Here is a 22098-nt window from a genome sequence, read left to right on the forward strand (position 1 = left end):
GCGATAGGGGACCCAGATTCTGGGTCCCCTATCCGCGTTTGAGCACCCCACAGGCTCCGACGAACCTTGCCGTGCCCCGCGCCCCACCGCAGGTACGTGATTGAATTTGTGGGTATAACGACTTTTCGCGAAACCAAGAAAGGGAGCACCGTGCCGGACCAAAACGACGATCGGAAGCCCTTCCGGCGCGGCGCTCCAGACTCCGGGTCCGGCGGGCGAGGTGACCAGCAGGACGGTGGCCGACGCGGCGGTGGCTTCAACCGTCGAGGCGATTCCGGTGAGCGAGGCGACTCTCCGCGCCGCGGGGAATCGGGTGGTTCCGGTCGACGGGAAGGTTCCTCCGACCGGGGTGGTTTCCAGCGCCGCGACAATTCCGCCGGGTTCAACCGTCGCGGCGACAGCGGCGGTCACGACCAGCGCGGCGGTTCGAGCGAGCGCGGTGGGTTCAAACGTCAGGAGTCCAGCGACCGGGGTGGTGACGCCGGTGGCTTCCGTCGCGGGGGCGACGCACCCCAGCGCGGTGGTTTCCAGCGCCGGGAGGAGTCCGCAGGCCGTGGCGGTTCCGCCGGCAGAGGCGGGTCCGGGGAGCGAAGCGGATTCCAGCGCAATCAGGATTCCGGCGACCGCGGCGGCTTCAAACGCCGGAGTGACTCCGGCGAGCGCCGCGACGATTCGCGGGGCGGGTCCCGTCCTGGCGGTGACTCCGGTGCCCGCGGCGGGTTCGATCGCAGCGATACCCGCGGTGGGTTCAACCGTCGCCGTGATGATTCCGGTGATCGAGGCGATGCCCGGCGTAGTGAGTCGGGCGAGCGCGGTGGGTTCAACCGTCGCCGTGACGATTCCGGTGATCGAGGCGATGCCCGGCGTAGTGAGTCGGGCGAGCGCGGTGGGTTCAACCGTCGCCGTGACGATTCCGGTGACCGGGGCGATGCCTGGCGTAGTGAGTCGGGCGAGCGCGGTGGATTCAAGCGTCGTGGTGATTCCGATGAGCGCGGTGACGCGGGGCGGCGCGGTGACTCCGGTTTCCAGCGCCGCGATGACGATCGCCGGCATCCGGGTCCGGATCGCGAGGATCGCGCGCCGCGCGGCGACGCGTCGCAGGACCGTCGCAGGGGCGGCGAAGGGGCCCGTGCCGGTGGGAACCGTTCCCTGGAACGCCGCCCGCCGCGTCCGGAGGAACCCGATCTGCCTGAGGAAGTGCAGCCGGCCGATCTCGACTCCGCCGTGCGGCGGGACCTGCTGAGCTTGGACAAAAGCAACGCGGAGACGGTTGCCCGGCACTTGGTGATGGCGGTGCGCCTGCTCGACGACGATCCCGGGCTCGCTCTCGCACACGCGCGGGCCGCGCGGCAGCGGGCGGGCAGGATCGCTGTGGTGCGGGAGACAGCGGGTGTGGTGGCCTACCACGCGGGCGAATGGGCGGAAGCCCTGTCGGAGTTGCGTACCGCGCGCCGGATGTCCGGTGGCTCCGGACTGCTGGCCGTCATGGCCGACTGCGAGCGCGGGCTGGGCAGACCGGAGCGCGCGATCGAACTCGGCCGCAGTGACGAGGCCCGCGCCCTACAGGGAGACGAGGCCGCCGAGCTGCGCATCGTCGTCGCGGGGGCGCGAATGGACCTCGGCCAGTACGACCAAGCGGTCGTGACATTGCAGACCTCGGATCTCGACCCGTCGCGGACCGGCTCCGCCGCCGCCCGCCTCTTCTACGCGTACGCCGACGCACTCGTCGCCGCGGGCCGCACCGACGAGGGCCTCACCTGGTTCCTCAACGCCGCCTCGGCCGACCTCGACGGAGACACGGACGCCGAAGAGCGCGCCGCCGAACTCACGGGCGACAGCGAGATCTGAATCTGCCCCGGCGACCGATACGGTCTGTTGCCTGCCGAGATGGCGATGCCGGCTGCACAAATCCGATCGATGACGTTCTGAGGACAGAAACGGGCAGGTCGGCTGGCTGGTGGCGGTCGCGCCGAGGGGGTTTCCGCTCGTCGGCGACCGGATCGGTGATTCGTACCTTTCCAGGCGCGGCCCTTCGCCCTTCGATCGCCACGGCGGGTAAAGCCACCGCGGCGTCGGCCGCCGTCCTGCTGGTCACCTCGCCCGCCGGACCCGGAGTCTGGAGCGCCGCGCCGGAAGGGCTCCTGACTTGTGACCGTCCGTCCTGCCGATCCCGGCGGCCCGGCAGCGCTTGTCGCGTGGCGTGGCAGTCCACGCGTGGCCGTCGTCGCTGCGCGAAGGGCGGCATCGACAGAAAGAACCCAGGGCATCAGGCGGCTTGTGCACGAGTTGTGGCACCCGTGCAGGCGATGCCTCCGGCCCAACGTCGATCGGTGAGATTCTGATGACCGGAACTTCCGCCCGTGATCTGCGAAACTGCCCTGTGGCGCTTGTAATCCGGGGTAGTCGCAGTGGTCGACGCCACGTCTTTCCGGTTCGCTCGCTGGCGTAGTGTTCGAGTGTCTCGGACTCGCCGAGCGGCTGTGCTGCTGGAGGGGCCGGTGGTATGCGAGTCGGCACAGCGCCGATCGGTGACACGGAGTGAGAGTGGTGTGAAGCGGCTACGAGATCGCTATCTAGCCCTGCTGCTGGATCTGGACGGCACGCTGTACCGCGGTCACGAGGTCATCGCGGGGGCGCCGGAGGCGCTGGCAGCGCAGAGGCAGGCGGAGCAGCGGCTGGTGTACGTCACGAACAATGCCAGTCGCGGACCGGACGTCGTCGCCGCGCATCTGTCCGAACTCGGCTTCCCCGCGTCCTGTGACGATGTGGTCACCAGCGCCCAGGCGGCGGCGCGGTTGCTGGCCGAGCGGCTCGATCGAGGGGCTCGGGTGCTGGTCGTCGGGACCGACGACCTGGCCGCCGAAGTGGACGCGGCCGGGCTGCGGCCGATCCGGCGCTTCGACGGGGAGGCGCCCGCCGCTGTGGTGCAAGGGCATTCGCCCCAAACCGCTTGGCCGGACCTCGCCGAAGCCGCTTACGCTCTGCGGTCGGGCGCGCTGTGGGTCGCGGCCAACACCGACAAGACGTTGCCGAACGAACGCGGTCTGGCGCCGGGCAACGGCGCGATGGTCGCCGCGCTGCGCGCCGCCTCCGATCGGGAGCCGATCGTGGCGGGTAAACCGTACGCGCCCCTGTTGGAGGACGCGATCCTCCGGGCCGGCTCCCGCAATGCCTTGGTGGTGGGCGACCGCCTCGACACCGATATCGAGGGGGCCAACCGGGTCGGCCTCGACTCGTTGCTGGTGTTCACCGGAGTCAGCACCCTGGACGAACTGCGCAAGGCTCCGGACGGGCAGATCCCGACTTTCGTCGCCGACTCGCTCGACGCCCTCGCTCACCCGCCGGTAGCCGCCGAACCGGAAGCCGACCTCGGCGAGATGCTGCAGCGCAACCCGGGAAGAGCTGTGACGGTACGCGCGTCCGATTCGGAAATCCGATAGCGTTGACGCCACGATGACTACTCCTACGCCCCGTCCGAACGGTCCCGGCACGGCCGCCGGTGCACAAGGCCCCCGCCCGGGAATTCCGTTGCCCGGTCAGCATCTGCCTGGCGCTGCTGGGCATGCGGAGCCTGCCGATCCGGAGCGAATCCGCGGCGAGGTCGACAGCCTGCTCGCCGAACTCGACCGGCCCGGCTGGAGCGGGGCCGCGCCCGCCCCCGAGAGCGCGGAGGCCGGAGTCGACATCACTCGTCGCGCGCGCATCCTGGAGCAGGCACATGACGTGCTGGTACAGGCCTTGGCCACGGTGGACAAGATCTGAGGTGGCCAGACGCGCACGGGTGGACGCGGAACTGGTTCGCCGCGGATTGGCGAGATCGCGGGAACACGCGGTCGAGCTGATCGGCGCCGGCCGCGTCCTGATAGCCGGAACCGTCGCGGTGAAGCCGGCGACCGCCGTCGAGACGGGCACGCCACTGGTGGTGCGCGAGGAGCCCGATGAGGTGTCCTGGGCCTCGCGCGGCGCGCACAAACTGCTCGGCGCGCTGGAGCGGTTCGAGCCGGACGGTCTGTCCGTGCCGGGCAAGCGCTGCCTGGACGCGGGCGCGTCGACCGGCGGTTTCACCGATGTGCTGCTCAGCCGGGAAGCGCGGGAGGTCGTCGCGGTCGACGTGGGCTACGGACAGCTGGTCTGGCGCCTGCGCACCGACGAGCGGGTCCGGGTGTTCGATCGCACCAATGTGCGCAGTCTGACGCCCGAGACCATAGGTGGCCCGGTCGAGCTGGTGGTGGGCGACCTGTCGTTCATCTCGCTGACCCTGGTGCTGCCCGCGCTGGCGGCCTGCGCGGCACCCGGCGCCGATCTGTTGCCCATGGTGAAACCGCAGTTCGAGGTCGGCAAGGAGCGGGTCGGCTCCGGTGGCGTGGTGCGCGATCCCGCGCTGCGCGCCGACGCGGTGCGTACGGTGGCGGCGGCGGCCGCGGGGCTGGGCATGCGCACGCTCGGTGCGGTGGCCAGCCCGCTGCCCGGGCCGTCCGGCAATGTCGAATACTTCTTGTGGCTGCGCAACGACGGACCGTTCGAATACGACGACGAGCAGGTCGCGGCGCTGGTCGAACGTGCGGTTGAGGAGGGTCCACAGTGAACGCGCTGGCCCAGCCCTGCGGCCGGGAGATCTTGCTGGTGTCCCATCCGGGCCGCGCGGAGATCATCGAGACCGCCCACCGGGTGGCGAAGATCTTCGGGGACGCGGGCATCTGCCTGCGCGTGCTGGCCGACGAGGCGGACAGCACGCGATTCGAGGCCGAGCCGGGAGGCTTTCCGGTGCGCGTGGTCGAGCACAGCCCGCAGGCGGCGGTCGGCTGCGAGATGGTGCTCGTGCTCGGTGGCGACGGAACGTTCCTGCGCGCGGCCGAGCTGGCCCGCTCAGCCGGGGTGCCGGTGCTCGGAATCAATCTCGGCCGCATCGGTTTTCTCACCGAGGCCGAGGCCGAACACCTGGACGAGGCGCTCGCGCAGGTGGTCCGGCGCGATTACACGATCGAGCACCGGATGACCATCGACGTCATGGTCCGGATCGACGACGAGGTCGTCGAGAGCGGGTGGGCGCTGAACGAGGCGAGCATCGAAAACGCTTCGCGCATGGGCGTGCTGGAAGTGGTGCTGGAGGTGGACGGCCGTCCGGTGTCGTCGTTCGGCTGCGACGGCATCCTCATCGCGACGCCGACCGGATCGACCGCCTACGCCTTCTCCGCGGGCGGTCCGGTGGTGTGGCCGGAACTCGAGGCGTTGCTGGTGATCCCGAGCAATGCCCATGCCCTGTTCGCGCGGCCGCTGGTGACCAGCCCGGAGTCCCGGATCGCGGTCGAGTCCGTGGCGTCCGGACACGATGCGATAGTTTTCCTGGACGGCAGGCGCACGCTCGCACTGCCCAGTGGCGGCCGGGTCGAGGCGGTTCGCGGCGCTCAACCGGTGCGCTGGGTGCGGCTGGACTCCGCACCGTTCGCCGACCGGATGGTGCGCAAGTTCCAATTGCCCGTGACAGGCTGGCGTGGCCGACGGCGAACGGAGAGCACAAGTGCTGACAGAGATCAGGATTGACGGGCTTGGCGTCATTGCCACCGCGACCGCGCAATTCCATGCGGGACTGACCTGCCTGACCGGTGAGACCGGAGCGGGCAAGACCATGGTGGTGACCAGCCTGCATCTGCTCAGCGGTGCGCGCGCGGACGCGGGCCGAGTCCGGCTCGGCGCGCCTCGAGCCGTGGTGGAGGGCCGGTTCACCGTCGACGACGTCAACGACGCCGCCCGCGCCGAGGTCGCGCAGGTGCTGGAAGCGGCCGCCGCCGAGCCGGACGACGACGGCAGCGTCATCGCGATCCGCACGGTCGGCAGCGACGGCCGCTCCCGTGCGCACCTCGGCGGCCGCGGCGTACCCGCCTCGGTGCTGGCCGATTTCACCGCGTCTCTGCTGACCGTGCACGGCCAGAACGACCAGCTGCGTTTGCAGCGTCCCGATCAGCAGTTGTCGGCGCTGGATCAGTTCGCGGGCGACGCGGTGGGCACTGCGCTGCGGAAGTACCAGGTGCTGCGGCGATCGTGGCTCGATGCCCGCACCGAATTGCTCGAACGGACCGCGCGCAGCAGGGAATTGGCGCTCGAGGCCGATCGGCTCAAGCACTCGCTGAACGAAATCGACGCCATCGCACCCGAACCCGGCGAGGACGTGCGCATCGTCGACGAGGTGCGCAGGCTCAGCGATCTGGATTCGCTGCGCGACGCGGCGGCCACCGCGCACGGCGCGCTGGCCGGACCGGCCGACACACCCGAAGACGGATCCGGCGCGCTGGAGGCGCTCGGCACCGCACGCGCCCGGATCGAGGCCGCCGACGACCCGGCGCTGGTCGCGCTCGCGCCGCGCCTGGCCGACGCCATCGCCGTCGTGATCGACGTGACCACCGAGTTGAGCGGGTACCTCTCCGACCTGCCTTCGGATCCGGGCGCGCTGGATTCGCTGCTCACCCGGCAGGCCGAATTGAAGACGCTGACCCGCAAATACGCACCCGACATCGACGGTGTGCTGGCCTGGGCGCAGGAAGCGCGTACCCGGCTCGGTTCGCTCGACGTCTCGGAGGAGGCGCTGGCCAAGCTGGCCGCCGAGGTGGACACCGCGGCCGATCGGGTGCGGGAGGCGGCGAAGAAGCTGAGCGGCGTGCGGGCCAAGGCGGCAGGCAAGCTGGCGGCGGCGGTGAGCGCCGAGCTGGGCGGCCTGGCGATGGGCAAGGCGCGTCTGGAAGTCGAGGTGCGGCCGTTGCTCGCGGGAGCGCAGGACACGGCGCCGCTCACCGTCGACGGACAGGAATTGCACGCCGGGCACACGGGTATCGATGAGGCCGAGTTCCGGCTGTCGGCGCATTCGGGCGCGCAGTCGTTGCCGTTGAGCAAGAGCGCGTCAGGTGGTGAACTGTCGCGCGTAATGCTGGCGCTGGAAGTGGTGCTCGCCAGCTCCGATCACGGAGCGACCATGGTGTTCGACGAGGTCGACGCCGGTGTCGGCGGACGCGCCGCGGTGGAGATCGGTCGTAGGCTGGCCCGGTTGGCGCGCACCCATCAGGTGATCGTGGTGACCCATCTGCCGCAGGTGGCGGCGTTCGCCGACACCCATCTGGTGGTCGACAAGTCCGACGACGGCAAGGGCGCGGTCAACAGTGGTGTCCGTGCGCTCACCAACGATGAGCGGGTCGTCGAGCTGGCGCGCATGCTGGCCGGTCTCGACGACACCGAGACCGGCCGGGCACACGCGGAGGAACTGCTGGCGACGGCGCGCGCCGAGAAAGCGGGCGCCGAGGCGGCGACGCGCTGAGCGCGTCGGTCAGCGCACGGCCTTCTGCGCGCCCTTGATGAACTGGCCGATCAGGTTCTTCAGCCCGAACTCCAGCACCTTGGCGGGCACCGGCAACGACGGGTCGGATTCCATGGTGTAGGAGACCAGGGTGCCGTTGTCGGCGTCGGTGAAGGTGACGATGCCGACGTGGCGCTTCACCGGTGCGCCCTTGACGATCTTGTATTCCATCCGCTCGCCGGGCACGAGCTTGGTGATCTCTTCGGTGACGCCCACCGGGCCGAGTCCGATCAGGTGCTGGGCGCCGACGCCCTCCCGCTCGGTCAGGCCGGGCTTGACCAGCTTGACCTGGACCGGCACGTAGGGGCTGATGCTCTCGCGGTCGGCGAAGAGCCGGTACACGACCTCACGCGGTGCGGCGATGACGGCGTCGACGGTAGTGCTGGCCATGAAATCTCCTCTTCGAGTTACGTGTGACCGGCAGCATATAGCTACAGCGGGTACGGCTCGGTGATCGTGTTGTCCGCATCACAATCGGCGCGGAGCTGTCGGGTTGCCGGCGGTCGCTTGCGCGTGCCCAGGCGACGAAGTCGACGCAACGCAGAAGCGGTTCTTCGCCTGCCACCGCCTCGATCTACTGAAGAAATACGTGTGAAACCCTGAAGTGTCGGACTGCTTACTGGTGCGGCGACAGGGAACCTGTGGGGAGTGCGCGGTTGCGCGACTGCAAAGCGGCTGGGAACAACAACTTTCGCCAACGAGACGGCGGCGCGCGCAAATGCTGTCCGCAATGTCCGTTTTCTCATCTACTATGGAAATCAGTAGATGAACGGCGGATGAATTCCGCCGGACATCGGGCAGCACCGAGGCAAAGGGGCCATGATGCGCAGCGTTCTTCCAGCGACGACCGAGGCGGGCGGATCGCGCCGTTCTGTCACGGCGACCCGGCGAAGGCGGGGCACGTCGAGGAAGCGGGTGCTCGCGCTGATCGTCGCCGGCCTGGCCGCGGGGTCGGTCTCGGCGGCGGGCGGCGCCGCGGCGGAGTCCTTGTCCGGTTCCGATCACTCCGGTCGCTCGGGTTCGCACGGCGACTCGACGGGCTGGCATGCGATAGACCCGTTCGGATACCAGCACTCCGACCCGAATCCCCTGCGGCAGAACGAGCACCGGGATGCCCTGCGTGACTATCACCGGCGCAACGGGCCGGAGTCCGGCGAGAGCGGTGCGAGCGATGGCGCGGGCGACTCGGCTTGGACTCGGACGCAGCGTCCCGACGGCAGCGGTTGGACCGTGTGCCGCCCGCATGCGAAGTGGTGCTGATCGGTGCGCACGTGCGGTAGCGGCCCATTCGCTGCCCTGTCTGCCGACTGCGGGGCAGCGTTCGCTTACGGGCGGGGTCCGGCCGCGTCGCTGTGGTTCGTGCGGCTGGGTAAAGGGGCGGGCGCGCAACTGTCACGGTCGGCTCGCGTTGCCTCATCTGTTCGCTGTAACCGTTTTAACAGCACAGATAGGCCAACTTCACCTGTTCGGGACTTCGAGTTCCAGGCGTGTGCCGCACTTGCCGCGCCGGTGATGGAAGAGGTTCCGGCACGCGAATGCGGGGCGTGAAACGGCGCGCCTCCACTAATGGTTGAGGGTTTGCCGCAATCATCGGCGTATGAGGATGCCGGCGCTGTTGTCGAGAAACACCGAAACGCTTCCGGGTCTGATCGGGACGGCCCGGGTGGATCGCAACACCCGGCGGCTGCTCGGGCGGATCGGGCCGGGTGACATCGTCGTCCTCGACGAGATGGACCTCGACCGGATGACCGCCGACCGCCTGGTCGAGGCGCGCGTCGGCGCGGTGATCAACACTTCGCCGTCCATTTCCGGCCGCTACCCGAACCTCGGCCCCGAGGCGCTGGTGACCAACGGGATCCTGCTGCTGGACACGGTGAGCTCGGACGCGTTCAAGAGGATCAAGGACGGTGTGAAGGTCCGCATCGATGGCGGCGTGGTCTATGCCGACAAGCTGATCAAGAAGGAGCCGGAGGTCCTCGTCGAGGGCATCGAGCTCACCGAGTCCGCCATCGCGGAACGGATGATTGAGGCGCGCAACGGGCTGGCCGATCACCTGGAGGCCTTCGCGGGCAATACCATCGAGTTCATCCGGACCGAGAGCGCCCTGCTCATCGACGGCTTCGGCGTTCCGGGACTGGACCTGGCGATGAAGCACCGGCACGTGGTCGTCGTCGCCGACGGCCCGGATCATGCCGAGGATCTGCAGCGGCTCAAGCCGTTCATCAAGGAATACGCCCCGATTCTGATCGGCGTCGGCCGTGGCGCCGACACGCTGCGCAGGCGGGGCTACCGGCCCGACGTCATCGTCGGCGACCCCGACGAGATCACCTCCGCGACCATGAAATGTGGCGCGGAGGTCATCCTGCCCGCCGACACCGACGGTCACGCCAAGGGGCTGGAACGCATCCAGGACCTCGGCATCGGCGCGACGACGTTCCCCTCCTCCGGTTCGGCCGCCGATCTGGCACTGCTGCTCGCGGATCATCACGGCGCGGCGCTGATCGTCACCGCGGGGGCGCCTGCCTCGCTCGACGATTTCTTCGATCGCGGCCGGCGCGACAGCAATCCGGCCACGTTCCTCACCCGGCTCAAGGTCGGCACGAAGCTGATGGACGCGAAGGCCGTGGCCACCCTGTACCGCACCCGGGTGTCCGGGATCGCGGTCGCGCTGGTGGTGCTCGCCGCGCTGGTCGCGGTGATCGTCGTACTGCTGGCGTCCAACAGCGGCGGCGAGTTCGCCGACTGGGGTGTGGACATCTGGAACCGCTTCGCGCGGTGGGCGCAAGGGCAGCTCGGATCCTGGGAACTCTAAAGGGAGAACAATGATTTCGATGCGCCAGCATGCCATCTCGATCGTCGCGATCTTCCTCGCGCTCGCGATCGGCGTGGTGCTCGGATCCCAGACACTCGCGGCGGACCTGCTGTCGGGCCTGCGGGCGGACAAGACCGAGCTGCGGCAGCAGGTCGACGCCCTGACCGAACAGAACCGGCAGCTCGACGACCAGGCCATGGCCGCCGACCGGTTCGTCGCCGGGTCATCGGGCCGCATCCTCGGCGGTACGCTCGCCGACCGCAGCGTCGTGGTGTTCACGACCCCGGACGCCGATCCCGGGGACGTCGACGCGGTGACGCGGGCACTCGAGATCTCCGGCGCGGGCGTCACCGGCCGGATCGCGCTCACCGAGGCCTTCATCGACGCCGCCGAGGGTGACCGGATGCGCACGGCCGTCACGAACGTCATCCCGGCCGGGGCGCAGCTGCGTACCGGCGCGGTGGACCAGGGCAGCATGGCCGGTGACCTGCTCGGCCTGGTGCTGCTGCTGGACCCGGCCAGCGGGCAAACCCGCGGCACTCCGCAGGAACTCGGGTTGGTGCTGGAGACCCTGCGCGGCGGCGGTTTCCTCGCCTATGGCGACACGCCGGTGCACCCCGCGCAGCTCGCGGTCGTTGTCACCGGCAACGGCGTCGATGCCGCCCGGGACGGTGCCGGCTCGAACACCGCCCGCTTCGCCGGAGCCCTGCGCGGTCGTGGGGCGGGGGTGGTGCTCGCGGGCCGCACGGGAGCCGCGGACGCGCAAGGGCCGATCGCCGTGGTCCGCACCGACGCCGCGCTCGCGGCGCAGGTGAGCACCGTCGACAATCTCGAACGAGAACTCGGCCGCGTCACCACGGTGCTCGCGCTCGGCGAACAGCTCAACGGTGGTGCGGGCCGCTATGGCACCGGTGCCAAAGCCGCGTCGCTCACCTTGGCCGCGCTCCCGGGCTGACCTGCCGAAATCGCCGGGTACCCGCAGCTCGTATTGGGCCGGGTCGGGCGTCGGCCCGCCGCCTGCGCGGTCTTCGCGGCACCGGTTCCCGGCGACGGCTGCCGCCCGGGACGCGACCCACCTCACAGTCGGGCCGCGGATGCTCTGACCGGCGCCTGGCGATCGACCGGCAAACGAGCGTGGCATTCGAACGGACGGGCGGATCCGTGTTACCGTGAAGACCCGTGGGTCAAACACGGATTCAGGCGCGAACGGCCACGAAGCACATCTTCGTCAGCGGTGGTGTCGCCTCCTCATTGGGTAAAGGTCTTACCGCCTCCAGCCTCGGTCAGCTGCTGACGGCGCGTGGGCTGCGCGTCACGATGCAGAAACTCGACCCGTACTTGAACGTCGATCCCGGCACGATGAACCCCTTCCAGCACGGCGAGGTGTTCGTGACGGAGGACGGCGCGGAAACCGACCTGGACGTCGGCCACTACGAGCGCTTCCTCGACCGGGACCTGTCCCGGGACGCGAATGTGACCACCGGGCAAATCTATTCGTCGGTGATCGCCAAGGAACGCCGCGGCGAGTATCTCGGTGACACGGTGCAGGTGATCCCGCACATCACCGACGAGATCAAGAACCGGATCCTCGCCATGCGCGGCCCGGATCTGCAGGGTCACACCCCGGACGTGGTGATCACCGAGATCGGCGGCACCGTCGGCGACATCGAGTCGCAGCCGTTCCTGGAGGCCGCCCGCCAGATCCGCCACGACGTCGGACGCGACAACGTCTTCTTCCTGCACGTGTCGCTGGTGCCCTACCTCGCGCCCTCGGGTGAACTGAAGACCAAGCCGACCCAGCACTCGGTGGCCGCGCTGCGCAATATCGGCATCCAGCCCGACGCGCTGATCCTGCGTTGCGACCGCGAGGTCCCGCAGGCGCTGAAGAGCAAGATCGCGCTGATGTGCGACGTCGAGGTGGACGCCTGCATCTCCACCCCGGACGCGCCGTCGATCTACGACATCCCCCGCGTGCTGCACCGGGAGGGGCTGGACGCCTACGTGGTGCGCAGGCTGGGCCTGCCGTTCCGCGACGTGGACTGGACCGTGTGGGGCGATCTGCTCGACCGGGTGCACTCCCCGCGCGAGACGGTGGAGGTCGCGCTGGTCGGCAAGTACGTCGACCTGCCCGATGCCTACCTCTCGGTCACCGAGGCGCTGCGGGCGGGCGGGTTCGCCTCGCGCGCCAAGGTGAACATCCGCTGGGTGCCCTCCGACGAGTGCGAGACCGCCTCCGGGGCGCAGCACGCGCTGCGCGACGTGGACGCCGTGCTGATTCCCGGCGGATTCGGTATCCGCGGCATCGAGGGCAAGGTCGGCGCGATCCACTACGCGCGCACCCGCGGCATCCCGCTGCTGGGCCTGTGCCTCGGCCTGCAGTGCGTCGTGATCGAGGCGGCTCGCAGGGTGGGACTGGCGGAGGCGAACTCGGCCGAATTCGAGCCGGACACACCGCATCCCGTCATCTCCACCATGGCCGACCAGGAGCAGGCCGTGGCCGGTGAGGCCGATCTCGGCGGCACCATGCGCCTCGGCGCCTACCCGGCCATGCTGGAGAAGGGCTCGGTGGTCGCCCATGCCTACGGCAGCGAGCAGGTCTCCGAGCGTCATCGCCACCGCTACGAGGTCAACAACGCCTACCGCGACAAGATCGCCGAGAGCGGACTGAAGTTCAGCGGCACCTCGCCGGACGGGCACCTGGTCGAGTTCGTCGAGTTGCCCGCCGATGTGCATCCGTTCTTCGTCGCCACCCAGGCGCATCCGGAGTTGAAGAGCCGCCCGACCCGCCCGCATCCGCTGTTCGCGGCGCTCATCTCGGCGGCGCTGAAATACAAGGCGGCCGAGCGGCTGCCGGTGGACATTCCGGGCGAGGAACTCGCGAGCGCGACGGAACAGGCGTAACGGCATGACCAACGGTGGCGCTGCCGAACCGGGCAGCCACGATTTCGAGATCGTTTCCGGCGACACCGTCTACAGCGGCGCCATCCTGGCGTTGCGGCTCGACCAGGTGCGAATGCCGGGCGGGCGGGTCGTCGAGCGCGAGGTGATCGAGCACCACGGCGCCGTCGCCGTCGCCGCGATCGACGACGACGACAATGTGGTGCTGATCCACCAGTACCGCCACCCGATCGGCAGGCGGCTGCTCGAACTGCCCGCTGGGCTGCTCGACCTGCCCGGCGAGGACCCGCTGCTCGCGGCCCGGCGTGAGCTGGCCGAGGAGACCGGGCTGGCCGCGCGGGAGTGGGCGGTTCTGGTGGACGTGGCGCTCTCGCCCGGTTTCACCGACGAAGCGCTGCGGATCTACCTGGCCCGGGATCTGTACGAGACCGAGCGCCCGGAGCCGGAACTGGAAGAGGCGGATCTCGAAGTGGTCCGCATGCCGGTCGAGGCGGCGGTCCGCGCGGCGCTGGCCGGGGAGATCGTCAACGCGACCGCTGTCGCGGGCGTGCTCGCACTGGCGGCCGCGCGGGCGGGCGGCATCGAGCCGCGGCCGCCGGACGCTCCGTGGGAGGGGCAGCCGACGGCCTTCCTCCGCCGCAAGGCGGCCCAGAAGTCCGAAGACTGACCGGAGGTGCTCGGTCGCGAACTCGACGCCTATCTCGACCATCTCGCCGTCGAGCGCGGCGTCGCGCCCAACACCCTGGGCGCCTATCGGCGCGACCTCGGTCGTTACCTGGACTTCCTGGCCGGGCGCGGCATCGGCTCGCTGGAGCGGGTCGCCGAATCCGACGTCGCGGAGTTCACCATGGCGCTGCGCTCGGGCGGTGACGGGCACTCCGCGCTGGCGGCGAGTTCGGTGGCCCGCGCGCTGATCGCGGTGCGCGGCTGGCATCGCTTCGCCGCGGCGGAGGGCCTGACCGACACCGACGTGGCGCACGCGGTGAAGCCGCCGGCGCCGGGGCGCAGGTTGCCCAAGGCGCTGCCCTACGACCAGGTGCTGCGCGTGCTGGAGGCGGCAGGGGGTGGGCCCGCCGACGCCGCGGCGGGCGCGGACGGCGGACCGCGCGGCCTGCGCGACCGTGCTCTGCTGGAATTGCTGTATTCCACCGGCGCCCGGATCTCGGAGACGGTCGGGTTGGACCTCGATGATCTCGATGTCGAGGAGCGGGCGGTCGTGCTGCGCGGCAAGGGCGGGAAACAGCGCCTGGTGCCGATCGGACGCCCGGCCCTCACCGCCGTGGACGCCTATCTGGTCCGTGGACGCCCGGTGTTCGCCGCGCGGGGTAAGGGCACCGGGGGAGCCCTGTTCCTGAATGCTCGCGGCACCCGCCTGTCCCGGCAGAGTGCCTGGCGGGTCCTGCACACCGCGGCCGAACGCGCGGGTATCGCGGCGGCGGTGTCGCCGCACACGCTGCGCCACTCGTTCGCCACCCACTTGCTCGATGGCGGCGCGGACGTCAGGGTGGTGCAGGAGTTGCTCGGCCACGCGTCGGTGACCACGACCCAGATCTACACCCTGGTCACGGTCAACACCTTGCGCGAAGTCTGGGCCACCGCCCACCCCCGAGCCCGATAGACGTTCCGCGACGGGCGATTTCGCAAGGGTAGGTCGCGCTGTGCCGGAACAAAGTGGACTAAGGTCCGGTTGTGTTGATTCGCCGGGCGTATGCGCTGTGATCGCCCGACTCGGGAACACGACGCGAGGTGAGGTGTATGACAGAGTCTTTCATCGTTCACGAGGCCGATGTCGAGGCGGTTCCGCTGCCCGGCGGGGGGTCCTTCCGGCTGCTCGAGGACAGCGAGAACTCCGGAGGGCTGTTCGGCGCGAATCGGCTGACCCTCGCCGCGGGGGCGGACGGCACCCGGCCGCACCATCACACGAAATCGACCGAGATCTTCTACGTGCTGGGGGGCACGATGGAGTTTCTCGTCGACGGCGCCCGCAGCACGGTGGGCGAAGGTGGCCTGGTGGTGGTCGCGCCGGGCACGGTGCACGCCTTCGGGGCCGCCGCGGACGGGCCCGCGGAGTTCCTGGCTGTGCTCACACCCGGTATCGTCCGCTTCGAGTACTTCCGGCAACTCGGCCGGATCGCGCGCGGGGAGGCGGACTGGGACAGCATGAACGAGTTGCACGACCGGTTCGACGTTCATTTCGATGGCGGACCGCGATGGCGCTGACCAGCGCGTGCCGAACACGCCGCGCGCAGGCGCGGCACTCGAGTGCCGTCAAGCGGTAGCGTCTAACGAGAGCTGGACCGCACGAAAGCGAGGTCGGCCCTGATCGGCCTCGCTACGCTCGGCGAGGCAACGGGCAGGAACGTATAAGGAGCAGCGGATCGTGACGACAGCCGGAGCGGCAGAGCCGCCGATGGGTGCTGGGGCGGAGCCGCTTACGGGCTCGCGACCGGGTCCGTACTCGGACGCCGCGGCGGAAACGCTGTGGGGCCACGGGGTAGAGCCGGTCCCGGAGGACGCGACGCTCGGCCCGACCGGACGGCCGCTGCGGCTGGTGCCGGATCCGCCGCCGGTCGGCCAGCACGGTGACGCGCTGATCGTGGCCATGTGCAACCAGAAAGGCGGGGTCGGCAAGACCACCTCCACCATCAATCTCGGTGCGGCACTGGCCGAATACGGCCGTCGCGTGCTGCTCGTGGACCTGGACCCGCAGGGCGCGCTGTCGGCCGGTCTCGGCGTCGCCCACCACGATCTCGACTCGACCGTGCACAACCTGCTCATCGGTTCCAAGGTGTCCATCGAGGACGTGCTGATGCAGACGCGCGTCCCGAACATGGACCTGCTGCCGAGCAACATCGACCTCTCCGCCGCGGAGATACAGCTGGTCAACGAGGTCGGCCGGGAACAGTCGCTGGGCCGTGCGCTGGAGCCGGTGCGCAACCGCTACGACTACATCCTCATCGACTGCCAGCCTTCGCTCGGCCTGCTCACGGTCAACGCCCTGGCCTGCTCGGACGGCGTGATCATCCCGATGGAATGCGAGTATTTCTCGCTGCGTGGGCTGGCGCTGCTCAACGACACCGTCGAGAAGGTGCGGGACCGGCTGAACCCGCGGTTGAGCCTGTACGGGATAGTGGTCACCATGTTCGACGCTCGACTGCTGCATTCCCGCCAGGTCATGGCGCGAGTCGTCGAGGTGTTCGGTGACCTGGTCTACGACACCGCGATCGCGCGCACCGTCCGATTCCCGGACGCCAGCGTGGCGGGCGAACCCATCACCACGTGGGCGCCGAAATCCGGTGGCGCCGAAGCTTATCGGTCGATGGCCCGGGAAGTCATCCACCGCTCGGGCCGGTGACCGGCCGCTCCGGCCCCTCGTCTGCGTCCCACCACGACCCGTCCGGCCAGGGGTCTTCCGCAGCCGGATCGACTCCCACGTCCGACCACCGCGCGCCCGGCGCCGGTGGGCCGGACGAGCTATCGCAAGCCGCCGCTGCGGAGACTCCCGCGCTCGGGAACGCGGCGGCCGCGTTCATCGCCGCGGGCCGCGACGCGGCGCCCAAGCGGCCGAACCCGGCCGTTGTCGGTGACGCTGCCGCGCCGACCGGACCGGAGCCGGGTGCCGCCGCCCCGGCGTCGCGGAAGAACGCGGACGAGCCATCGACGAGGTCACCCGCACCGCGCGTGGAGCCGGCCGCGGGCGATGTCCGCCGGACGCGAACCGATCCGCCCGCCGATGCTTCGCACGCTTCTGCGGCCGCGCCGGATATCCCCGCCGCCGCGCCGGACACTCCCGATGCTTCCAGCCCTGTACCCGACGCTTCTGCCGCTGTACCGGATACTCCCGCCGCCGCGCCCGACGCCCCCGCTACTGTGCCGGATGCTGCTTCCGCTGTGCCGGATGCTGCTTCCGCTGTGCCGGATGCTGCTGCCGCTGTGCGGGACGCTGCTGCCGCTGTGCCGGACGCTTCCGTCAGTGCACCGGACGCTTCCGCCACCAGTGCACCGGACGCGCCGCCGGGTGAAGCTGCGCAGGCTGCGGACCCGCAGATGCCCGGATTCCGGCTGCGCCTGAGCAATTTCGAGGGTCCTTTCGACCTGCTGCTCACTCTGATCAGCTCGCGCAAGCTGGACGTCACCGAGGTGGCGTTGCACAAGGTCACCGACGAGTTCATCGCCTACACGAAGGCGCTGACCGCGAACATGGCACAGCAGAACACGTTGCGCTCGGACAAGATCCTGGACCAGACCACCGAATTCCTCGTCGTCGCCGCCACGCTGCTGGATCTGAAGGCGGCGCGCCTGCTGCCGTCCGGGGAGATGACCGACGCCGAGGACCTCGAACTGCTCGAGGCGCGCGACCTGCTGTTCGCCCGGCTGCTGCAGTACCGCGCGTTCAAGCAGGTCGCCGAACTGCTCGCGGAGCTGGAGGCGGCCGCGCTGCGCCGCTATCCGCGCGCGGTCGGCCTGGAGGAGCGCTACGCCGAGCTGCTGCCCGAGGTTACGCTGGGTGTCGGGGCGGCGGAGTTCGCCGCGATCGCCGCGGCGGCCTTCCGGCCCCGTCCGGTACCCAAGGTCGGGCTCGACCACTTGCACACGCACGCGATATCGGTGGCAGAGCAGGCGGCACTGGTGCTGGAGCGGCTCAAACAGCGTGGTGCGGGTGCGTGGACCTCCTTCGGCGAGCTGGTCGCCGACTGCGAGGTCCCGGTCCAGATCGTCGCCCGCTTCCTGGCGCTGCTCGAGCTGTATCGCGGCAAGACGATCGAGTTCGATCAGCCCGATCCGCTCGGTCCCTTGTCGGTCAGCTGGATCGGCGACGAAGCCGCGCAACAGGTGGACACCATGACAATCGAGGAGGACTACGGGTGAGGCGAACCGGTCGCCGTACAGGGGAGCGCAGCGTGCGGTCACGTACGACACAGCGCGGCTCCGGCGAGGCGCAGTCGTGACGAGCGAGACAGTGGTGGAACTCACCCCGGAGCCGCTCGCGGACGCCGATTTCCGTTCCGCGCTGGAGGCCATGCTGCTGGTCGTCGACTCTCCGGCCCCGGTTGACCAGCTCGCGGCCGCCCTCGGCGACAGCCCGCTGCGGGTCGAGCAGACCCTGCGCGCGATGTCCGCCGAACTGTCGGCCCGGTCCAGCGGGATGGATCTGCGTTTCGTAGGTGACGGCTGGCGCTTCTATACTCGCAGCGAGTACGCGCCGTATGTGGAGCGGATGCTGCTCGACGGCTCCCGATCGAAACTGACCCGGGCGGCGTTGGAAACGCTGGCGGTGGTGGCATACCGTCAGCCGGTGACCAGGACCAGGGTCAGCGCGGTGCGCGGCGTGAACGTCGACGGGGTGATGCGCACGCTGCTGGCCAGGGGCTTGATCGCCGAGGCAGGCGTCGACCCGGAGACCAACGGGACGCTGTACTGCACGACGGAGCTGTTCCTGGAACGGATCGGGCTCGCGTCGCTGAGCGACCTGCCGCCGCTGGCGCCCCTGCTTCCGGGCGTCGACCTGATCGATGAGATCCACGAGAGCCTGGACACCGATCCCCGGTACACCAGGTTGAAGAAACCCGCCGAGGCCGATTTGGATCTCGGCACCGAAGAGTGACAGGAAACGATGAATACGCCCGCTCGCCGAGATGGCACACCGGATCGTAGAAAACGCGGCGCTACACCCGAACGGGGTGGCACGGGCCGCACCTCGGGCTCACGCGACGCGCGTGCGGCCCAACGGGGGAGCACCGCCCGAGGCGCCCAGCAGGGCGGCACGGGCCGTGGATCGGCCCAGCGCGGATCGGCCCAGGCGCCGAGCCCGCAGCGGCACACGGCTCCCGCCGGCAAGAAGAAGCCCAAACCACAGCGGCAGGTCGCGCAGCCGCCGCTGCTGAGCAACGCCAAGCCCGCGCGCCACCAGAATGTGGAGCCCGCCGAGTCCGGCGGCCACACCAAACTCCCCTGGGGCGAGGGGGAGCGGCTGCAGAAGGTCCTCGCCAAGGCGGGTGTGGCGTCGCGCCGGGCCGCCGAGGAGATGATCGCGCAGGGCCGCGTCGAAGTCGACGGCATGATCGTGCGCGAGCAGGGCCTGCGCATCGACCCGCAGCGCGCCGTGGTGCGCGTCGACGGAACCCGCGTGATGGTGCGCGAGGAACTGGTGCACGTCGCGTTGAACAAGCCCAAGGGCTGGCAGTCCACGATGTCCGACGATCTGGGACGCCCCTGTGTCGGCGACATCGTGGCCGAGCGGATCGCCGCCGGTCAGCGCCTCTTCCATGTCGGAAGGCTGGACGCCGAGACCGAGGGCCTGCTGCTGCTGACCAATGACGGCGATCTGGCGCACCGGCTCATGCACCCGTCCTTCGAGGTCTCCAAGACCTACCTGGCCACGGTGCAAGGCGAGGTGAACAACCGTGCGATCAGCAAGCAGCTGAGGGAAGGCGTCGAGCTGGAGGACGGTCCCGCCAAAGTCGACCGTTTCCAGGTGCTCGAGCTGGGGGAGGGACGTTCTTTGGTGAAGCTGGTGTTGCACGAAGGGCGCAAGCACATCGTGCGCCGGCTGCTCGACGCGGTGGGCCACCCGGTCGTCCGGCTGGTTCGCACCCATATCGGCCCGGTCGCGCTGGGCGACCAACGGCCCGGCACACTGCGCGTGCTCGGCCGCGATGAAATCGGCAAACTCTACGAGGCGGTGTCGTTGTGAACGGTGTGGAGATCCCGGTGCAGACGCCGGGGCGAACGGCCGGTACGAGCCCGCTCGTGGTCGCCATGGACGGGCCGTCGGGCACCGGGAAGTCGAGCGTGTCGCGCCGCCTGGCCACCCGGCTCGGCGCCCGCTACCTCGACACCGGCGCCATGTACCGGGTGGCGACGCTGCGCGTGCTGCGCGCGGGCATCGAACTGACCGACACCGCGGCCATCGCCGCCGCGGTCAAGGAGCTGCCGCTGTTCATCGGCACCGATCCCAGCCGCGAGGTGATCGAACTCGACGGCGAGGACGTGCGCTCGGAGATCCGTGGCGACGCCGTCACCAAGGCGGTTTCGGCGGTCTCCGCGGTGCCCGAGGTGCGTGACCTGCTCGTCGCCATGCAGCGCGACATCACGGCGGTCTCGGGGCGGATCGTGGTGGAGGGTCGTGACATCGGCACCGTCGTGCTGCCCCACGCGGACGCCAAGATCTACCTGACCGCTTCCGCGGAGGCGCGGGCGCACCGGCGCAATCAGCAGAACATCGCCGAGGGCCGGGGCGACGACTACGCGGGCGTGCTCGCCGACGTGCAGCGCCGCGACACCCTCGACTCGACCCGCAAGGTGTCCCCGCTGCGACCGGCCGAGGACGCGGTGCGCGTCGACACCAGCGAACTGTCCATGGACGAGGTCATCGACGAGCTGTATCGCGTTGTCGCCCAGCAGATCTCGGCGGTCAGGGCCGGAGGTGGCCGGTGAACGAGGATGTGCTGGCCGGCGACGGCGTCTGGACCGACGAAGCCGACTGGGAGCTGGCCGATCTCGAGGCCGAATTCGAGGACGCCGCACACGTCGCGATGCCGACGGTGGCGGTGGTCGGCCGCCCGAACGTGGGCAAGTCGACGCTGGTGAACCGGATCCTGGGCCGCCGTGAGGCGGTCGTGGAGGACATCCCGGGAGTGACCCGCGATCGAGTGTCCTACGAGGCGAACTGGGCGGGTCGCCGGTTCCTCGTCCAGGACACCGGCGGGTGGGAGCCCGACGCGAAGGGACTCCAGCAATCGGTGGCCCGGCAGGCCGAACTGGCCATGCAGACCGCCGACGCGATTCTGCTCGTGGTCGACGCCGTGGTCGGCGCGACCGCCACCGACGAGGCGGCGGTGAAGAAGCTGCGCCGCTCCGCCGTCCCGGTGATCCTGGTCGCCAACAAGGTCGACGACCAGCGGGTGGAAGCGGAGGCGGCGGCGCTGTGGTCGCTCGGACTCGGCGAGCCGCGCATGGTCAGCGCCGCGCACGGCCGTGGCACCGGCGACCTGCTCGACGACGTCCTCGGGGTGCTCCCGGAGACACCCCGCGAGGGGACCGGCGGCGCAGGCGGTCCGCGTCGCGTGGCGCTGGTGGGCAAGCCGAATGTCGGCAAGTCGAGCTTGCTGAACAAGCTGGCCGGTGACGAGCGCTCGGTGGTGCACGATGTCGCGGGCACCACGGTCGACCCGGTCGACTCGCTGGTCGAATTGGGCGGCAAGGTCTGGAAATTCGTCGACACCGCCGGGTTGCGCCGCAAGGTCGCCAATGCCAGTGGCACGGAGTTCTACGCCTCGCTGCGCACCAAGTCGGCGCTGGAGGCATCGGAAGTGGCGATCATGCTGATCGACGCTTCGCAGCCGATCACCGAACAGGACCTGCGGGTGATCAGCCTGGTCGCCGATTCGGGGCGCGCGCTGGTGCTGGCGTTCAACAAGTGGGATCTGGTCGACGAGGACCGGCGTCTGCAATTGGAACGCGAGATCGACCGGGATCTGATCCGGGTGCCGTGGGCGCAGCGGGTGAACATCTCCGCACACACCGGCCGCGCTGTGCAGAAGCTGGTGCCCGCCATGGAGACCGCGCTCGAGTCCTGGGACAAGCGCATCTCGACGGGCAGGCTCAACACCTGGCTGAAGGAAGTGATCGCCGCGACCCCGCCGCCGATGCGCGGCGGCAGGTTGCCGCGCGTGCTGTTCGCCACCCAGGCGACCACCCGGCCACCGACGTTCGTGCTGTTCAGCACGGGCTTCCTGGAGGCGGGCTACCGGCGCTTCCTGGAACGCAGGCTGCGGGAGGAGTTCGGTTTCGACGGCTCGCCGGTCCGCATCTCGGTGCGGGTGCGGGAGAAGCGGGACCGCAAGAAGTAGGAGCCAAGACGAAGCCCCGGCGCCGCTGGTACACCACCGACGCCGGGGTTTGCGCCACTACGCAACGTAGCGGCTAACTTTTAGCGATCCACTCTTGTCGACAAGTGTTCGAGCAAAATTCCTGATGATGCCCGAAATATTCTCGGGAAGATGACGATCTGCGTGTATGCATCGCCATTGTGGCAAATGGCTGG

20 protein-coding genes and 1 pseudogene are annotated in these 22098 nt (G+C 69.7%); 20 read left to right on the top strand and 1 reads right to left on the bottom strand.

Annotation, left to right across the window (positions count from 1 at the left end):
• Window positions 1-855: 855 nt before the first annotated feature.
• The 6 genes and pseudogenes from ON19_RS11115 to recN form a co-directional block, all read left to right on the top strand.
• Window positions 856-1848, top strand: a pseudogene (locus ON19_RS11115) (tetratricopeptide repeat protein); the annotation flags it as partial.
• Between the two features lie 701 nt (window positions 1849-2549).
• Entirely contained in the window at window positions 2550-3440 is an 891-nt protein-coding gene (locus ON19_RS11120; RefSeq protein ID WP_051168738.1) for an HAD-IIA family hydrolase, read from the top strand.
• A 13-nt stretch (window positions 3441-3453) separates the two neighbouring features.
• Window positions 3454-3762: a hypothetical protein gene (locus ON19_RS11125; protein WP_227954904.1), complete on the top strand. Its 309-nt coding sequence runs from the start codon at window positions 3454-3456 to the stop codon at window positions 3760-3762.
• A 1-nt stretch (window position 3763) separates the two neighbouring features.
• The gene (locus ON19_RS11130; protein ID WP_043689822.1) at window positions 3764-4585 is read left to right on the top strand and encodes a TlyA family RNA methyltransferase; all 822 of its coding nucleotides are present in this window, start codon (window positions 3764-3766) and stop codon (window positions 4583-4585) included.
• Window positions 4582-5541 carry an NAD kinase gene (locus ON19_RS11135; RefSeq protein ID WP_043689907.1) on the top strand — a complete coding sequence of 320 codons (960 nt, stop codon included), beginning with the start codon at window positions 4582-4584 and terminating at the stop codon, window positions 5539-5541. The genes ON19_RS11130 and ON19_RS11135 overlap by 4 nt, the downstream gene beginning before the upstream one ends.
• On the top strand, window positions 5519-7303 hold the full coding sequence (gene recN, locus ON19_RS11140; protein WP_043689824.1) for a DNA repair protein RecN: 1785 nt from the start codon (window positions 5519-5521) through the stop codon (window positions 7301-7303). Before ON19_RS11135 ends, recN begins: the two co-directional genes overlap by 23 nt.
• Window positions 7304-7312: 9 nt before the next feature.
• On the opposite strand, the gene ON19_RS11145 is transcribed toward recN, so the two are convergent.
• Entirely contained in the window at window positions 7313-7732 is a 420-nt protein-coding gene (locus tag ON19_RS11145) for an SRPBCC family protein (RefSeq protein ID WP_043689825.1), read from the bottom strand.
• A 525-nt stretch (window positions 7733-8257) separates the two neighbouring features.
• Between ON19_RS11145 and ON19_RS11150 the strand changes: the two genes are divergently transcribed.
• From ON19_RS11150 to der, 14 genes are all read left to right on the top strand, one after another.
• Window positions 8258-8602, top strand: coding sequence for a hypothetical protein (locus tag ON19_RS11150; protein WP_043689827.1), 345 nt, complete (start codon window positions 8258-8260; stop codon window positions 8600-8602).
• Between the two features lie 337 nt (window positions 8603-8939).
• The gene (steA, locus tag ON19_RS11155) at window positions 8940-10154 is read left to right on the top strand and encodes a putative cytokinetic ring protein SteA (protein ID WP_043689830.1); all 1215 of its coding nucleotides are present in this window, start codon (window positions 8940-8942) and stop codon (window positions 10152-10154) included.
• A 10-nt stretch (window positions 10155-10164) separates the two neighbouring features.
• Complete coding sequence (locus ON19_RS11160) at window positions 10165-11109, top strand: copper transporter (RefSeq protein WP_043689833.1); 945 nt, start codon at window positions 10165-10167, stop codon at window positions 11107-11109.
• Between the two features lie 224 nt (window positions 11110-11333).
• Window positions 11334-13055 carry a CTP synthase gene (gene pyrG / locus ON19_RS11165; protein WP_043689835.1) on the top strand — a complete coding sequence of 574 codons (1722 nt, stop codon included), beginning with the start codon at window positions 11334-11336 and terminating at the stop codon, window positions 13053-13055.
• A gap of 4 nt (window positions 13056-13059) precedes the next feature.
• The gene (locus tag ON19_RS11170) at window positions 13060-13719 is read left to right on the top strand and encodes an NUDIX domain-containing protein (RefSeq protein WP_043689838.1); all 660 of its coding nucleotides are present in this window, start codon (window positions 13060-13062) and stop codon (window positions 13717-13719) included.
• Window positions 13720-13725: 6 nt separating this feature from the next.
• Window positions 13726-14670 carry a site-specific tyrosine recombinase XerD gene (gene xerD / locus ON19_RS11175; RefSeq protein WP_043689841.1) on the top strand — a complete coding sequence of 315 codons (945 nt, stop codon included), beginning with the start codon at window positions 13726-13728 and terminating at the stop codon, window positions 14668-14670.
• Between the two features lie 137 nt (window positions 14671-14807).
• Window positions 14808-15272, top strand: a complete 465-nt coding sequence (locus tag ON19_RS11180) for a cupin domain-containing protein (protein ID WP_043689845.1) — start codon at window positions 14808-14810, stop codon at window positions 15270-15272.
• Window positions 15273-15462: 190 nt separating this feature from the next.
• On the top strand, window positions 15463-16407 hold the full coding sequence (locus ON19_RS11185; RefSeq protein WP_043689848.1) for a ParA family protein: 945 nt from the start codon (window positions 15463-15465) through the stop codon (window positions 16405-16407).
• Between the two features lie 438 nt (window positions 16408-16845).
• Window positions 16846-17124: a hypothetical protein gene (locus ON19_RS41760; RefSeq protein WP_157229654.1), complete on the top strand. Its 279-nt coding sequence runs from the start codon at window positions 16846-16848 to the stop codon at window positions 17122-17124.
• Complete coding sequence (locus tag ON19_RS11195; RefSeq protein ID WP_051168741.1) at window positions 17100-17921, top strand: segregation and condensation protein A; 822 nt, start codon at window positions 17100-17102, stop codon at window positions 17919-17921. Before ON19_RS41760 ends, ON19_RS11195 begins: the two co-directional genes overlap by 25 nt.
• Window positions 17922-17997: 76 nt before the next feature.
• Complete coding sequence (scpB, locus tag ON19_RS11200; RefSeq protein WP_043689851.1) at window positions 17998-18657, top strand: SMC-Scp complex subunit ScpB; 660 nt, start codon at window positions 17998-18000, stop codon at window positions 18655-18657.
• 9 nt (window positions 18658-18666) lie between these two features.
• Entirely contained in the window at window positions 18667-19746 is a 1080-nt protein-coding gene (locus ON19_RS11205; RefSeq protein ID WP_083899287.1) for a pseudouridine synthase, read from the top strand.
• 65 nt (window positions 19747-19811) lie between these two features.
• A complete protein-coding gene (gene cmk, locus ON19_RS11210; RefSeq protein WP_043689915.1) occupies window positions 19812-20489 on the top strand; it encodes a (d)CMP kinase in 678 nt (225 codons plus the stop codon).
• Entirely contained in the window at window positions 20486-21904 is a 1419-nt protein-coding gene (gene der, locus ON19_RS11215) for a ribosome biogenesis GTPase Der (protein WP_043689852.1), read from the top strand. The genes cmk and der overlap by 4 nt, the downstream gene beginning before the upstream one ends.
• Window positions 21905-22098: the final 194 nt, after the last annotated feature.

The organism is Nocardia abscessus NBRC 100374, assembly GCF_000308455.1.
Taxonomy (GTDB): Bacteria; Actinomycetota; Actinomycetes; order Mycobacteriales; family Mycobacteriaceae; genus Nocardia; species Nocardia abscessus.